The organism is Bacillus sp. REN3 (assembly GCF_017912555.1).
GTDB lineage: Bacteria > Bacillota > Bacilli > Bacillales > Cytobacillaceae > Mesobacillus.
Window position 1 is genome coordinate 1 of record NZ_JAERSD010000020.1, and the last position, 15,077, is coordinate 15,077.

The window sequence follows — 15,077 nt, forward strand, 5'->3', positions numbered from 1 at the left end:
TAATCGTTAAAAAGGGATGTTGGCAAGTAGCTACATTTTTAACTGCCAAATCATACATTTCCCGCTTGCCAAATACAATGATATGCAGGTTTGTTAAGATAAGCCAAATTATTACATGATCAATTCACTCCTCATAGGCGTGCTTACCAATTTAATAGCGGTGAATAATATTGTTTATCAAGCATCTGATCGGTATTCCAGAACTCCAATCCGTTACATTGATGGCGATGATGGAGTTATTTTCGCGAAAGATAAATAGGGTGTTAATCAGCATTTTTCCAAAGTCACCTATATATAGATATAAATGTTTAAAACCCAATAATAAATGGATACACAAGGAATGGAGGGATGAAGATGAAAATACTTATTATTGGTGGAGATGCGGCGGGTATGAGTGCTGCGATGCAAATGGTACGGAACAGCTCTGGGCATGAGATCACTGTGTTAGAAAAGGGTGGCGTGTATTCGTACGGACAATGCGGCCTGCCTTATGTGATCAGTGGGAAGGTTGAGTCTACAGATCGGTTAATCGCGCGATCTCAGTCTACTTTTAAAGAGAAGTATGGCATTGATGCACGTGTATTTCATGAAGTCCAGAAGGTAGACGTAGAAAATAAGATGGTAAGCGGAATGAACCATAGTAATGGTGAAACGTTCAATCTTCCATATGACCGCCTTCTGATTGCGACTGGTGTAAGCCCTGTCATTCCGAAGTGGGAGGGTGTGACACTTCCTGGTGTTTTTTCATTAAAGACCATCCCTGACGCTAAAGCAATCATGGATTACCTGGAAAAGGATGTAAAGAATGTGACGGTGATTGGCGGCGGATACATTGGGCTTGAGATGGCCGAAAGTTTTGCGGAGCTCGGCAAGAAGGTAACGATCATTGAAAGAAATGAGCAATTGGCCAAGATATTTGATAGAGACATGGCAGAACTGATTCATGATGAAGCAGAAAAGCATAACATTGTGTTGAAAATGGGTGAATCCGTGGAGTCATTCGGTGGAAGTGACCATGTGGAATCTGTGAAGACCGATAGAGGAGAGTATGAAACGGATTTGATGCTGGTCGCTGTAGGTGTGAAGCCGAATACTTCTTTTATAGAAGGAACAGGGATTGAAACCATTGCAAATGGTGCGATCAAAGTAAATGCCTATATGCAAACCAATGTGGAGGATATTTACGCGGCGGGGGATTGTGCCACGCAATATCACCGGGTAAAAGAAAAGGATGATCATGTCCCGCTGGGAACTCATGCCAATAAGCAAGGGCAAATCGCCGGATTGAACATGGTGGATGTACATAGGACCTTTAAAGGAATTGTGGGCACATCCATTATTAAGTTTTTCAATTTAACCCTGGGGAGAACAGGGGTATCAGAAACAGAGGCAGACAGGCTGAACATCCCCTGCGGCTCTGTAACCATTACAGCAACTGATATCGCAGGTTATTATCCCGATGATAAAAAAATGAAATTGAAACTGCTCTATCATAAAGAGACACATAAAGTCCTTGGCGGGCAAATTATCGGGGAAAATGGAGTAGATAAACGAATCGATGTCCTAGCGACAGCCATCTTCCATTCCATGACGACCGAAGAACTGCTTGACTTAGACCTGGCATATGCACCCCCGTATAATGGAGTATGGGACCCGATTCAGCAGGCGGCTAGGAGAGTGTAGAAACAGAGGGGCGGTTCTGGTGTTTAGGTGAAATAGTAGACCTCTGTTTTGTCTGTTTCTAAGCTTCCAGGAAATTTTTCTGGCATTTTAGAAAGCATTGGCTCTAGAATGGTGGTATATAGAGCTGCAAGGGAGTGTGCAATGGTGGAAATGCCTTTTAAGCGTGTGGTGGAGGCTACGTATTTGTCGACGGAAAAGAGTGATAAGTACCGGGCTATTCTTCGGTTTTTTTATACGCAGCATGAACGGCTGCGGGAGTTTTTGTTTCCTGAGGAAGTGTATGCTCATTTGAAAGAGTATCCGTTTTTTTCGGACTATGAGTTGGATGAGCTGCATAATGACTTGTCTTCTCTGGTTAAATGGGGGAATCTGCGCGCCCAGCAGGAGAGCGGGAAGGTGAGGACGGTCGAGGAGTTTAAGAAGCGTCGATACCGATATCAAATCACTCCTTACACCGTCGAATTTGAACGGATGCTGATCCATTTTGAGCAGGAGAGCGAAACGTTTGGAGGCTCTCTGGAGAAAACTCAATTTGAAAGACTGTACCAGGCGCTCGAGAGAATCAATGGTTCAACGGACGAATCACCAGAGGAGTGCGCGCAACATTGGGATGACTTGCTTACATATTTCAAGAAAATCACGCAAAACACGTCTGATTATTTCGCCTACTTAAGGAGTGAAGAAGCTTCTGAACAAATGAAGTCGGAAGCTTTCCTGCTATATAAGGATCAATTCACTCTATATTTGCGAGAGTTCATTATTGCTCTGCAGCGGACCGCAACAGGCATCCAGGATGCAATGCTTTCATTAAGCCGCGATAAAATGAGGGAGTTTTTCAAAAAGGTGGCCGAACATCAGGAAAAAGTGTTCCGATTCGAAAAACTAATCCAGGATGAGGACCAGCTTACCGAGCTTGAAGAAACATGGTTTAACGTGAAGGCGTGGTTTCTTGGTGACAGGAACGGTGAGAGCCAGTACGAAAATGTGCAGAGGCAAACGAATGATGCAATTAGGAGAATTACCCGGCTGGTTCAGCGGCTTGGAGAAAGAAGCCAGCTCCATCGCAGCAGGAAGGCGGATTATTTGCATCTTGCCAATTGGTTTTTGACCCTGCCTTCCCTTGAGGAAGCCCACAAACTGTCATCCGTCGTTTTCGGTGTGACCCATACAAAGCACATTTATTCTGATGACATTCCCACAGATGACATTTATACCGATGTTTGGGATGAAGCCCCGATGAGCCATGAGCGGGTTCCTAAAATCAGGGAATACCGCGAAAAGACAAAGGCATCTGCCCTTGAGGATCATACTGAGCTGAAAGAACAAGCAATGCGCGAACACCTGGAGCAGCGCTTAATGGAACGGAAAGTGATCAACAGCTACCGAACTGGAAGGGATATTGTTTTAGAAAATTTGCCAGTGGTCGATTCATTTGTTCGGAAAGTATTTTTATCCTGGATTGGCAAAGCGATGGCACGGGCCGATCATACAATCAAGACTGAATATGGCGATCAAGTTCAAGTGCTGCTTGATCCTTCAAAACGAATTACCCTGAAATCGCAGGACGGCGAATTGTCGATGCCTGCCGTGACATTCCGCTACTTGGGAAAGGAGGATGAGCATGAGCGAACGGGAACTGGAGTTTGATGAAAACACCGTTGAAGCCCTCGGAAGGCTTTTTGAGCAATTTTGGATCTTGCGTGATGAGGAGCCCGAGGCCTACCTTCTTGTCCGGAATAGGGAACAGATTTTGAAAAGATATTTGCAGGAAAAGTTCGGGCTCGAATTGATTATCCACCAGCATTTTGCCAAGCTTGAGAAAATACCAGTGGAGCCGGAAAGCTGGATGGGAATCGAATCGTTCCAGGGACCGATGGATTATGCGATTTTTTGCTGTGCCCTGGCCTATATGGAACAAAAGGGGATTGACGAACAGTTTTTACTGTCTGACCTGGCTGAAAAAATCCAGGAACTGTACCCAGGTGAAATGCCGCTTGACTGGAAAAATTACCAGCATCGGCGGGCACTTGTCAGAGCTTTAAAGCAGGTGCTTGAGCTGCGCCTGATTAAAACCATAGATGGAAACCTGGAGCAATTCCAGTTGAACGACGACGAAGAAGTGCTCTACGAGGTGACCATCTATTCCCGATACTTCATGAGGTCTTACCCGGATGATTTATACCAATTTGACTCAATGGAAGAGTTGCTCATGCAGGAGTGGAACAGGCAGCCGGACGACCAAAGGCGGAAACGGGTATACCGTAAATTGATTTTGACCCCATTTGTGTATCGGAAAAATGAAGAGGACCAGGACTTTGCTTACATCAGGAATTACCGGAACAGGCTCAGGGACGATTTTGAACAACATACTCCCTTCCGGCTTGAGGTGTTTAAAAACGCAGCAATGCTCTCGCTTCCTGATCCGAAAAAAAGATATACCTTGTTCCCTGATACAAAAGGAATCACGGATGCTGCTCTTCATACGATGGCAGTGATTCGGGAAAATAAGGAAGCACTCGACATTACAGAGTTTGGTACAGTCAGGATTCCGCGCGCTTCTTTTGACATGCTGGTCAGGCAAACAAAAGAAAAGTACGGTCATGGCTGGAGCAAAAAGCATCGGGAGGAAACACCAGAGGAGACGGCAGGCCAAATTATTAAGGTATGGGAAGAATGGAATATGGCTGTATGGGATGACGAAGCAAGGATGCTGACCATCCTTCCTGGAGCAGCAAGGCTGACTGCGTTTTACCCGGCGGATTATGAAAAGTAATGGAGGAGCAAACGGCATGGCAGAAAAGTGGAAAATGAACAGGGCGGGCCTGTTGAATTTTTGGTACTACGATGATGAAGTATTTGATTTTGAAGACGGAAAGCTGCTGCTCCGCGGAACGAATGGTTCAGGGAAGTCTGTCACGATGCAAAGCTTTCTTCCGGTTCTGTTAGACGGAAAGAAATCACCCGACAGGCTCGATCCGTTCGGTTCTAAATCCCGGAGGATGGCCGACTACCTTTTGGGCGAAAAGGAAATTTCAAATCGTGATGAACGGACAGGTTATTTGTATATTGAATATAAAAAAGAGGACACAGAACAATATCTGACCACAGGGATTGGCATGCAGGCAAAGCGGAACCAGCCTTTAAAGTCATGGGGGTTTGCGTTGACTGATAACCGGAGAATCGGCAAAGGTCTCCAACTGTTTAAATGGGTAAACCGGGAAGGGAAAAAAGAGAAATTCCCGCTTTCCCAGACAGAACTTGAAACCGTTATCGGATCAGGTGGCGAAGTGGTCAGCTCCAACAAAGAATATATGGCACTCGTCAATAAGCATATATTTGGGTTTGAAACGCTAGAAGCCTATGACGACTTGATCAAACTGCTGATCCAGCTGCGCAGCCCTAAACTTTCAAAGGACTTTAAACCAACCGTTATTTACGAGATTCTTGAGGAGGCCTTGCCACCGCTTACTGATGAAGATCTCCGTTATCTCTCCGATTCTATTGAACAGATGGACGAGACGAAGCAGCAAATAGAGCAGCTGGAGCGGGAAGTAAAGGCGCTGGCAAAGCTGAAGGATGCTTATGATCAATACAATATAAGGATACTTGCTGATCTATTTACCGAGTGGGCGCAGGCAAGAGAAAGAAGGAATAAAGACGAACAAGAGGTTCTTCGGCTTGAGGAAGAAATCCGGAATCTTTTAATGGAAATAGAAGACCAGGTGGATCAGCAACGAAAATTGTCCATTAATGAGGAAACCCTGGCCGAAAGTAAGGACAGGCTTTCCAGCCACGAAGCTTTTCGGTTGGAAAAGGAATTAAAGGAGAAGAAAAGTTCGCTTTCAGATTTGAAAACGGAAGTGGACAGACGTCAAAGTAGACTGGATGGACTTTTGAAAAAGGAGCGGGAAACAAGGCGCAGTCTGGATGAACTGGACCAGGCTATTTCCGAGCAGGAAAAAAACTTAAGAGAGTCGGCTGAAGATTTGTTTTTTGAAGCGGAAGAAAGTGCTTTTAGCCAACACGACCAGAATGTGGCGGACTTTTATCGCAATCTGGGTAGCGACTTCTCTTTTGGCCTTTGGAAACAGGAGATTCAGAAGCACGCTAAGAAATTGGATTTGGCATTGAAAGAAATCCAAAAAAGAGATGCTATAAAACAGAAGATCCAGGAGAAGAATTTCGAACTTGCCAATATGGAAAAAGACCGGGATCTGGCCCAGGATGAGGAACAGAAGTGGCAGGAGACGATGGAAGAGGACAAGCGGAAATTGATTCATGATATTCATCTGTGGTCGGAAACCCATTCGTATTACGATATTCAATCAAATACGCTCCAGGAAATGGCGAGACACATTGATGAGTTGTTTTCCGTGGTTGAGTACGAGCAAGTAAAGGACCTTTTTGCTCCATATGTCCATCGGTATGAGGACGGAATCAGGTTTGAACAGTCAACCGTCAAGTCCCGTGAAAAAATGATAGAGGAAGAGTTGACCAAGCTAAAAGAAGAGTGGATGAGGATGAAAGCCCAACAGGATCCAGAACCTGAGCGGGATGTTGCCACCATTGAGGCAAGAAAGCTTCTCGATGAGCAATCCATTCCATATGCCCCTTTTTATGAAGTCGTTGAGTTCTTGCCTGATGTAGAGCCGGAAATGCAAAAACGAATAGAAAGTGCATTGACGGAAATGGGAGTGCTCGACGCCCTGATTGTCAATGGGGAAGCAGAGCTTAAGCATGACCGTATTTTAACGGCTGACCCAAAGTTTCTGTCATACACTCTGGCAGATTATTTGCGTCCGGATTCTGCGCAGGACAAGATTCCCCCAAAGCACGTGCAGGATATATTGCAAAGTATTGAGATGGACGGTGAAGCACAGGTAAATCTCAAGGAAGATGGTTCTTATCAGCTAGGCAATCTCAGCGGCCATGCAGTTCCACTTGAGGAAATCCGATTCATTGGAAGGGAAGCACGGAAGCGTTACCGGGAAGAGTTGCTTCAAAACCTGGTTCAGAACATGGATTTGCTAAGGATTGAACTTGCGAACAGGCAAATGGACTATCGCCGTCTTGAAGATCAATTGAGGCAATCAAGGGAGAGGTGGTCTGCTTTCCCGGCCAGTACGGATGTAAGGTTTTCTTTTAATGAAATGCAAACAGCAGGGGAGAAGGTGAAATTTTTCCTTGAGAGGATTAAAGCCATTTCCGGGCAAGTTCAAGTGTTGGATCGGGAGTTGCAGCAGCTAAAGACCGCTTTGTTCCACCTGACTGAAGAGCTGGCTCTTCCGCAAACAGCAGAAGCATACTCAAAGGCAATAGAGCAAGGACGCAATTATGAGAACCAGCTTAATGATCTGCATCGGAAACATGATGGATTCATTCGCTCGATCCATGAGCTTGCCTCTCAAAAAGACCGACTGCAGGATCTTGAGGCAGAGATTGAAGTATACAGCGGAGAATTGAACGTTAAAAGGGATCAGCAGGAAAAGGTAGAAAAAGATATTTTTCATATTGAGGACCAACTAAAGCTGGTTGGTGCTGAGGAGGTACGGCGCGCTATTCGCGAGGTTACGGAAGAGTTGGAAAGAGTAAAACTTTCATTGAAGAAAGTAAATGAGAGTTTGCCTGCGTTAAAGGAGAAAAACCGCAATCACGCCGAAAAATTGGCTGAGCAAAAAGAATCGCTCAAATTCTGGACCCAAATCGAGCAAGAGTGGGACGAGGCACTCAGGAAGGAATGGAAGCGTGGAACTCATGGTGGCGAGATGGGGGCTTTTGACTACGCTCTTGTTAAGGAATTTTTAAAAGGGAAACCACAGAAAGAAAGATCTCCACTTGAAGGGCATTTAACCAACCAATTCCATACCCTCCAACCTGATCTGATTGAACACAAGATGCGGATGTTTTCCTATGTGCCGGATACCCCGGTATGGATGGGCCAGGTTCTTAAGGAAGAATGGAAGCCAGTGGTGGACCAATGGAAGACCAAGAATACCCGGAATATCGTCGAGTTCGACCAGCGGGGAGTGAAGATTTCACCGGCTGACTTGCATGACACTGTCTCCAGGGAATGGTCCTTGCAAGAGAACAGGCTTGATGAAATGGACAAAAAGCTTTACGAAGAAATTCTTTTGAACTCAGTTGGCCATAAACTTCGCGGCAGGATTCATAGGGCTGAGAAGTGGACTGAACAGATGAAGGAATTGATGGAGAGCCGGGACACATCTTCGGGATTGAAGTTTTCAATTAAATGGAGGCCGAGGACAGCTGATGCTGAACAAGAAATCGATACAAAGGAATTAATCGAGTTGCTTAAAAGTGATGCGAAGCTTTTAAGTGACCATGATCTTGAACGAATCACCAATCATTTCCGTTCCAAAATCAAAGCAGCTAAAACATGGCTTGAGGAGAAAGGGGAAGGCCAGACACTGCTTCAGGTATTAAAAATGGTATTGGATTACCGGAAGTGGTTTTCCTTCGTGCTTTATTTTGAAAGGCCGAATGAACCAAGGCGTGAATTGACAAACCATAATTTTTTCAAATTCAGTGGCGGGGAAAAGGCGATGGCCATGTATATTCCACTTTTTACAGCGTGCTATTCCAGGTACAAGGAAGCAGCAGCTCATGCGCCGTTCATTATTTCTCTGGATGAAGCCTTCGCGGGTGTCGATGAGAATAATATAAATGAAATGTTCGAGATTGTGGAACAGCTTCATTTTAATTACATCATGAATTCCCAGGTGCTTTGGGGAGACTATGAAACTGTTAAGTCTTTGTCAGTCTGTGAGCTGGTGAGGCCGAAAAATGCCAATTATGTCACGGTCATTCGCTACAAATGGGATGGACTGGCTATGCAGGTCAAATTGCCGGAAGGGAGCGTGACAGGTTGAGTGTTGAGTTGAAGGAGGCGATGGATTACTTTAAGTCGAAAAAAGGGTTTAAAGTCCTTTTTCAGCTATTTCGCTCAAAATACGAGTCCTTGGGCCGCATTGCCGGGAATGTGAAACTGGACGGTTTTTCATCGGAGGAGGTGGAGGAGATTGCGCTTTTTATGGGTGTCTCCCCCCATCATCTTGCCAGAAAAGGGACTGTTTCGCTTAAAGAATTTGAATCCCGCCTTTTTAAGACCCGTTTTTCGACATTCTCATTGATCGAATTGCTCGAAGCGTTTTTCAGAGAACCGATCCGGTCCAAGCGCGAAGTGAAGGAAGAACTGGAGTTTTTGCAAAGAAACTTGTTTGCACGTTTTAAGATCGAGTATGAAGGCATCTCGGCCTGGTTTGATTATTTGGAAAAGAAAACGCCAGATACGTTATGGATTTGGCGGATGTTAATTGATCCGGGATTTGAGGAAGATGTTCATCTGTTATGCAAGGCATATACGTCTTTGCCTGACAAAGTGGAACGATATCCGGTGTTCAGCCAGCGGGTAAGCGGGAATCCGCATACCCTGGATTTGTCTACGGTTAAGGGGAAGCTCTGGATTCATTTGCTGCATGTCATGAAGGGAGGGGAAGGGCCTCCTCCTTCACAAACGGAAGCGATTAATGATCTTTTGCTCTCCTATCAATTGCTGAGGGATGACATCGCCAATTTTGTCACAGCCGCCAATCTTATTGCCTATTCGGGAGGCGTGCCTCATCCAGTATTCCAGGCTGCAGCCGAGACTGGGTCGGTTTTAAATGTCCCGCTTCGAGAATTGTTAAAAATGGATAAGGTGAAAACCTTTTCAGGGGTGAAGAAAGTTTATATCGTGGAAAACTCGGGAGTTTTTTCGGCACTGATGGATGCAGTGGCCGATGCGCCATTAATTTGCACCCATGGGCAATTTAAACTGGCGGGACTGAAGCTGATGGACTTGCTGTCAGCTTCCGGCCATCACCTGTACTACAGCGGGGATTTCGACCCGGAAGGAATCGGCATGGCTGTAAGATTTAAAGAACGCTATGGAGAACAAGGACATTTGTGGAGAATGACGGCGCTTGATTACGAAGCTTCCAAGCCAACGGGAGGAATAGAAGACAGACATGGAAAACTTCTAACCTTGCAAAACTCCATTTTAGGGGAGCTGGTAACAGTAGTCATGCAACATAAAAAATTTGGCTACCAGGAAGGCATTCTTCAACTTCTTATACAAGATTTGAAGAATTAAGGGGGTATGGCTCTAGCAAAGCACAGAGCGATGGTTTTTAAAAGGGTTCAATCGGAAGTTTTGTGCTTTTTACTTTCTCGTATTTAGGCCAGACAGCGCAAAATTTTTGATTGCCCGAGAAAAATGAAGTTGCGGCCCTGGCCTATGGCAAACGTGTAGAACACACGGATTCCTGAAATGTAGTTATTGATCGTACCTGTCGAAAGACAGCGTTCATTTTTAAGGTATAAGATATATTGCTGGATATCCTTTTCACTCATCTCATAAAATAAAAGTATGTTTCTATGGATTTGTTTTCTTTGGCGATTAAACAATACCATATGAAACATACTTTTTCTTCGTTTATGCACTATTTTTGTCTGGGTGGGCTGTTTTTGAGCCATCGCGTAGCGATTTCGTTTTCCTGCTGGCAACCTTTGTATTGCGGTTGCTAAAGGGAACTGCCGGGTTGTCACGAGGACCGTCTTCTTTTATCAATAAGAATTGTATTTCCATTCCCTTTGTTTTTACAACTTCTTGCTATCTTCTCTCTTTTCTGCAAGTAATAAAAGTAATGTTGCTAAAGGACCTAATAGAAGAGAGAGCAAAAACCAATTTAATCCGGTTCTATTCTTACCTTGTGCAAGTCCAGCATTAATTAATGCCAAGGTGCCCCAACCAACAAAATATTGATTATCCATTATCTTCTGCCTCCATTCCACTACCATTTATAAAAATGCAGCGAAATAATTAGTCGTAATTAAATATTCTTCTTTATATATAACAATTATACTATCAATCATTTAATAATTGAGAATAAAAGCGGGAAATGTTGAAAAGTAAGGTGAACGTGGGGGAGGTTCTGCTGACAACCTTGGTATTGAGGTTGCTAAAAAGAACTGCTGGTTGTCACGAGTACCGTCCATATGAAAACTAAATGTGAACTTTTTGTAGACAAGCTGTCCAGATGGCCACAATTTTATTTCATTATTGGATATTGTTTCTTCAATATTCTGATATAATGAATTTGCCTCCTTTGTGTATCCTTCATAATAATCCTCGAAAGTATCCTCTAATAGAAAAGGTGATGTATGGATGAAGAAGCTTGTTTTATGTGAGTGTGGAAGCGGAAAATTCAAGGAAGAGTGCTGTCCGACTAGTATTCGGGCATGGGCTCAGCCAATTGCTGGTCCGGAAGATCGTAAAAAGATTCTTGAAATGCTTTTGATAGGCTCCGAGTTTGAAATGAGGAACCGCGGCTTGATGCATTATTATGGAAAGGATTTCATCGACTACAAACGGGAGCGGCCTAAGGATCAGCGGCGCAACTATTTCTTGATGGTCATCTCCAAATACATGACAGATTATCTTGAAGATGATTTTCCCCCTTCCTGGCAGGAATGTGATCAGTACTTTTGGGAGGAATTCCTGTTAGCACAGTATCCATATCACCTCCAAATCTCCAGGGAACAAAATGAACTCGAAAAATTTTCAAAAGAACTGAAGAAATTCACCAGTTGGCTGGATTCCCGTTATCAGACTCGCCACACCGACATCGTAAAAGAACTCATTGACACACATTTCGATGAGCTGAAGACTTGCGAATCCACACTTAATGTCCTCTTCGAACACACATTTCCCAATATACTGGACAGGAAAGCAAATCTCCAGGCTGACATGCTCGAAAACCTCAGCTCACTGGATCAATTCGATGAAACAACCTTTACACTGCTAAAAGTGATAAATATAAATGGCCCGATTGTCCACGCAACAGACATGGTCACGAATCAATCGATCCAAATCATTGATGTGCCAATGAAGGCGATTTTGCCAGGAGTGATCCTCGGCGGCACAATTGGCAAGACCAAAGGCAGTTGGCTTTGGACATGGCACTCTCCGTCAGTCGTATTTCCTTCCAAAGCGGAAAAACACCTGGAAAATGTGCTGTTTTATTGTTGATTCTTCATGGGTGAGCATAAGGACGGTTCTCGTGGCAACCTTGCTTTTACGCTTGGTTGTAGAGAGTTTTAGGTGTGAACAGGACCATCCCTGTGACACATAAGAAGTCATCGGCAATGTATTTACTGATTTTGGTATACTTAAGGTAAGATATTACTTTAGGGAGTGATCAATAATTGAACCCTAATCAGGAAGATACCATCAATTCAAAACTCTCCTCCAAACAACGCCTAATAAAATTGCAGGAACTCCTAAGAAAACACACAGATGAAGATAACCAACTAAAACTGGATGAAATCCTTGATCTTTTTTACGAGGAATACAAAATTCATGCGGGTAAGAAAGCGATTCGGGATGATTTGAAGGCGCTGGAGGAGTCGGGGATATTTGATGTGATGGTCAACCAGGAAAAGGATGGGGTGGAGAAGTATTATAGCCACCAGCAGCGGGTTTTTGAGATTCATGAGCTTCGCTTGCTGATTGATGCGGTTTCGTCTGCCAAGTTTATTTCCACGAAGGAAACGGAGGATCTAGTGGACAAGATCAAGCAGCTGGCGAGTATCCATCAGGCGAAGCAGCTGGGGAACCGGATGATCCTATCCGAAAGTTCGAAGAATGAAAACACCAAAATCAAGTATTCCATCCATACGCTTCATACGGCGATCCTCTCCAGCCAGTATATCCAGTTCAAGTATGGCCGGTATAACTTGCAGAAGAAGTTTAAGTTGAGCAACAATGGCGATTTTTATCAGCTGAAGCCGTATGCGTTGGTGTGGCATAATAACTTCTATTATTTGATTGGTGAATACCTGCCGACGGAGGAAATCCGCCATTATCGGGTTGACCGGATGAGGGATGTTGCGGCTCTTGACGAAACTTTTGTCCGTGATCCAGGGTTTGATGTCTCCAAGTATACTGAAAAATTATTTCACATGTATTCGGGAGAAGAAGCGCTGGTTGAAATTGAATTTAACGCAGATTTAATCAATGTCGTGATTGACCGGTTCGGACGGGGAGTGAACATCCGTCCAATTGGGGAAGAAAAGTTTGGGATTTCCACGCAGGCCATCCTTAGTGACGGGCTTGTCAGATGGCTGATGACCTGGGGCAGTGATGCCAAAGTGTTGACCCCTCCGTCATTAGTGGAAAGGATTAAAGAAGAAGCTGAGAAGTTTTATAGAGTTTACGAGTAACACCTGCGCTTATGCAGGTGTTTTTCTGTATGCTTCATACCCTTCCCATTTTTGGAAAGGATGAGAAAAAGAAACGATGTACAATGGTCCTATAAAATAATAAACGATTTTAATCAAGGAGGGCATAACAATGAAAAAAATGCTATTGGTTTTGGGATCAATTTTCCTGATGGTGCTGTTAGCTGCCTGCGGGGCTGATTCGGCAACGGAAGAGCTGGAAAAGAATGATACGAACAAGGCAGAAGCCAAGACAGGGGACAAGGCAGCAAAAGCTGAAGAGGATTCTAAGCCGGAGGAAGAAGAGAAGCCGGAAGATATTTGGACGTATTACGACAATGCCAAGTGGTCGGACAATTATAATGGGTTGAAACTTGAGGTTCAGAAGGTTGTTGTGAGTGATAAAGCTCCAACGATGGAAGATGAGAATGCTAAAGCTTCTGCTGTCGGAGTGAAGTTTAAAATGGAAAATACGACAGAGGGCAAGTTTACATTTTATCCGGACCAGGCGGTGCTGGTCACAAGTACTGGTGAACAGATCGATATGCCAGATATGTGGGTGTCTGATGATCTTGGTGGAGAAATCGACAAAGGTGTCATCAAGGAAGGAAATATTATTTGGTTACTGGAACGAGGAAATGCTGAAGCGATTGAATGGATCAAGATGAGTTTCACCGGTCATCAGGGTGACGAAGACAATTTTGACGCCGAGACTAAGGAATACGAATTCGAAATTAAATTGAAGTAAGAAATTCCATCAGGAGGGGATCCGCATGAAAAAACTAGTCGTTGTTTTACTTATAACCTTAATGGCGTTGCTTACTGCCTGTTCATCAGACGAAAAAGCGGGTAATAATGCAAATAAAAAAGCAGAGAGTAGCCAAGAGGATCAAAGCAAATCAAAAGATGAAGGTTCGGTGGAAGTGGATAAAGGCCTTTTTAACGTGGAAGTGACGCTGCCAGCATCCTTATTTGAGGGGGGAGACATTGATAAAGCGATTGAAGAGGCAAAAGCTGAAGGCGTTAAGGAAGTGATCAAAAATGATGATGGTTCAGTCACTTACAAGATGTCCAAGTCTGACCATAAAAAAATGATGAAGGAGCTCGAAACAAGCATCCAGGAATCACTTGAAGAAATGAAGACAAGTGGGGACTTTGCCTCGATTAAGGATATAACCCACAACAAGTCCTTTACAGAGTTTACTTTGGGAGTGGATCAACAAGCCTATGAAAATAGCATGGATGGCTTTGCTGTATTTGGCCTGGGAATTTCAGGCGCTTATTATCAGCTATTCAATGGTGCTGACAAGGATGATTATAAAGTGACGATCTTTATAAAGGATCAGGCGACCGGTAAGGAAATCGAACAGATTGTTTTCCCGGATGATATGGAGGAGAATGAGTGAATTCATAAAATCTCGTTCGCTGTTTTCTGAATACTTCATTTGTACTGCATTTTTGAATGGAGGTGCCATGTATGAAGCAATATTTGAAGATTTTAGTCCATACAGAGATGAATCGGGTGAACCGGCTCCTTGAGGAGGGCTGGGAGCTGATCGAAACCAGTAAAGTCCTTTTTTCAGTTGGAGGTGAAGTGGTGGAATACCATCTCGGCCTTCCTGCGGAAACGAGGATCAAGCAGTTAGAGGAGATTATCCGGACTTACGAAAAATACCATCTTAAGACCACTCTGATCCACGACTTAGCCGAAGCCAACAAGGAAGACATTCTCGAATATACAACAGAACCGGGGCTTCCCCTGTCGGAAACCACTGTCACTAAGTTCCTTAAGATGTACGAAGAGGCGGTCAACGGGAAAACAGTGAATTATTATAAAAGGGAAGTCCATCCGTTTGAGGATCCGGATTTGAATCGGTATGATACCGATTTGGATTATGAATAATAGTTTTTGCCCCTAACTGGGTACAAGCGATGAACCCGAACAATGCTTTGGTATCTCTTTAGTTCTGTTTTGATGAAGTGCCTGCTGTCCCTAAAGGATAGCGGGCGTTTTTGAGTCTTTTTACTCTGAAAATCCTAAAAGGAATATTTGGATATTTGTGGAATTATATAATAGTTATGTCTAAATATGTAGGAGTGGTTATGAATAGACT

The 15,077-nt window shown here is 44.0% G+C and carries 12 protein-coding genes; 10 read left to right on the forward strand and 2 right to left on the reverse strand.

Translation table 11 applies throughout. The features are described 5' to 3' along the window. Positions 1 to 354: 354 nt before the first annotated feature. From JJQ88_RS15940 to JJQ88_RS15960, 5 genes are all read left to right on the forward strand, one after another. The gene (locus JJQ88_RS15940) at positions 355 to 1,683 is read left to right on the forward strand and encodes a CoA-disulfide reductase (RefSeq protein ID WP_210367035.1); all 1,329 of its coding nucleotides are present in this window, start codon (positions 355 to 357) and stop codon (positions 1,681 to 1,683) included. Positions 1,684 to 1,833: 150 nt separating this feature from the next. Beyond that, on the forward strand, positions 1,834 to 3,330 hold the full coding sequence (locus JJQ88_RS15945; protein ID WP_246861231.1) for a TIGR02677 family protein: 1,497 nt from the start codon (positions 1,834 to 1,836) through the stop codon (positions 3,328 to 3,330). Continuing rightward, positions 3,305 to 4,456: a TIGR02678 family protein gene (locus JJQ88_RS15950; protein WP_210367037.1), complete on the forward strand. Its 1,152-nt coding sequence runs from the start codon at positions 3,305 to 3,307 to the stop codon at positions 4,454 to 4,456. Before JJQ88_RS15945 ends, JJQ88_RS15950 begins: the two co-directional genes overlap by 26 nt. A 16-nt stretch (positions 4,457 to 4,472) precedes the next feature. Further along, positions 4,473 to 8,573 (forward strand): TIGR02680 family protein, encoded by a 4,101-nt coding sequence (locus JJQ88_RS15955; protein ID WP_210367038.1) that lies wholly within the window; start codon positions 4,473 to 4,475, stop codon positions 8,571 to 8,573. Further along, positions 8,570 to 9,835 (forward strand): TIGR02679 family protein, encoded by a 1,266-nt coding sequence (locus tag JJQ88_RS15960; protein WP_210367039.1) that lies wholly within the window; start codon positions 8,570 to 8,572, stop codon positions 9,833 to 9,835. The genes JJQ88_RS15955 and JJQ88_RS15960 overlap by 4 nt, the downstream gene beginning before the upstream one ends. An 83-nt stretch (positions 9,836 to 9,918) precedes the next feature. Here JJQ88_RS15960 and JJQ88_RS15965 read toward each other — a convergent pair whose 3' ends face one another. Beyond that, positions 9,919 to 10,218 (reverse strand): phage integrase N-terminal SAM-like domain-containing protein, encoded by a 300-nt coding sequence (locus JJQ88_RS15965; protein WP_210367093.1) that lies wholly within the window; start codon positions 10,216 to 10,218, stop codon positions 9,919 to 9,921. 123 nt (positions 10,219 to 10,341) lie between these two features. After that, positions 10,342 to 10,515 (reverse strand): hypothetical protein, encoded by a 174-nt coding sequence (locus JJQ88_RS15970; RefSeq protein ID WP_210367040.1) that lies wholly within the window; start codon positions 10,513 to 10,515, stop codon positions 10,342 to 10,344. Positions 10,516 to 10,909: 394 nt separating this feature from the next. Here JJQ88_RS15970 and JJQ88_RS15975 point away from each other — a divergent pair, with 394 nt between their 5' ends. The 5 genes from JJQ88_RS15975 to JJQ88_RS15995 all read left to right on the forward strand — a co-directional run bounded on the left by JJQ88_RS15975 (position 10,910) and on the right by JJQ88_RS15995 (position 14,866). Further along, on the forward strand, positions 10,910 to 11,773 hold the full coding sequence (locus tag JJQ88_RS15975) for a hypothetical protein (RefSeq protein ID WP_210367041.1): 864 nt from the start codon (positions 10,910 to 10,912) through the stop codon (positions 11,771 to 11,773). Between the two features lie 176 nt (positions 11,774 to 11,949). Beyond that, the gene (locus JJQ88_RS15980; protein ID WP_246861225.1) at positions 11,950 to 12,966 is read left to right on the forward strand and encodes a helix-turn-helix transcriptional regulator; all 1,017 of its coding nucleotides are present in this window, start codon (positions 11,950 to 11,952) and stop codon (positions 12,964 to 12,966) included. Between the two features lie 130 nt (positions 12,967 to 13,096). Next, positions 13,097 to 13,711: a hypothetical protein gene (locus JJQ88_RS15985; protein ID WP_210367042.1), complete on the forward strand. Its 615-nt coding sequence runs from the start codon at positions 13,097 to 13,099 to the stop codon at positions 13,709 to 13,711. Positions 13,712 to 13,736: 25 nt separating this feature from the next. After that, positions 13,737 to 14,369, forward strand: a complete 633-nt coding sequence (locus JJQ88_RS15990; RefSeq protein WP_210367043.1) for a hypothetical protein — start codon at positions 13,737 to 13,739, stop codon at positions 14,367 to 14,369. 71 nt (positions 14,370 to 14,440) lie between these two features. Then, positions 14,441 to 14,866 (forward strand): hypothetical protein, encoded by a 426-nt coding sequence (locus JJQ88_RS15995; protein ID WP_210367044.1) that lies wholly within the window; start codon positions 14,441 to 14,443, stop codon positions 14,864 to 14,866. The last annotated feature ends 211 nt before the right edge of the window (positions 14,867 to 15,077 follow it).

Excerpts from the sequence above, each read along its gene's own strand:
- JJQ88_RS15940 (WP_210367035.1), top strand. The coding sequence starts at position 355 with ATGAAAATACTTATTATTGGTGGAGATGCGGCGGGTATGAGTGCTGCG.
- JJQ88_RS15945 (WP_246861231.1), top strand. The coding sequence starts at position 1,834 with ATGCCTTTTAAGCGTGTGGTGGAGGCTACGTATTTGTCGACGGAAAAG.
- JJQ88_RS15950 (WP_210367037.1), top strand. The coding sequence starts at position 3,305 with ATGAGCGAACGGGAACTGGAGTTTGATGAAAACACCGTTGAAGCCCTC.
- JJQ88_RS15955 (WP_210367038.1), top strand. The coding sequence starts at position 4,473 with ATGGCAGAAAAGTGGAAAATGAACAGGGCGGGCCTGTTGAATTTTTGG.
- JJQ88_RS15965 (WP_210367093.1), bottom strand. The coding sequence starts at position 10,218 with ATGGCTCAAAAACAGCCCACCCAGACAAAAATAGTGCATAAACGAAGA.
- JJQ88_RS15970 (WP_210367040.1), bottom strand. The coding sequence starts at position 10,515 with ATGGATAATCAATATTTTGTTGGTTGGGGCACCTTGGCATTAATTAAT.
- JJQ88_RS15975 (WP_210367041.1), top strand. The coding sequence starts at position 10,910 with ATGAAGAAGCTTGTTTTATGTGAGTGTGGAAGCGGAAAATTCAAGGAA.
- JJQ88_RS15985 (WP_210367042.1), top strand. The coding sequence starts at position 13,097 with ATGAAAAAAATGCTATTGGTTTTGGGATCAATTTTCCTGATGGTGCTG.
- JJQ88_RS15990 (WP_210367043.1), top strand. The coding sequence starts at position 13,737 with ATGAAAAAACTAGTCGTTGTTTTACTTATAACCTTAATGGCGTTGCTT.
- JJQ88_RS15995 (WP_210367044.1), top strand. The coding sequence starts at position 14,441 with ATGAAGCAATATTTGAAGATTTTAGTCCATACAGAGATGAATCGGGTG.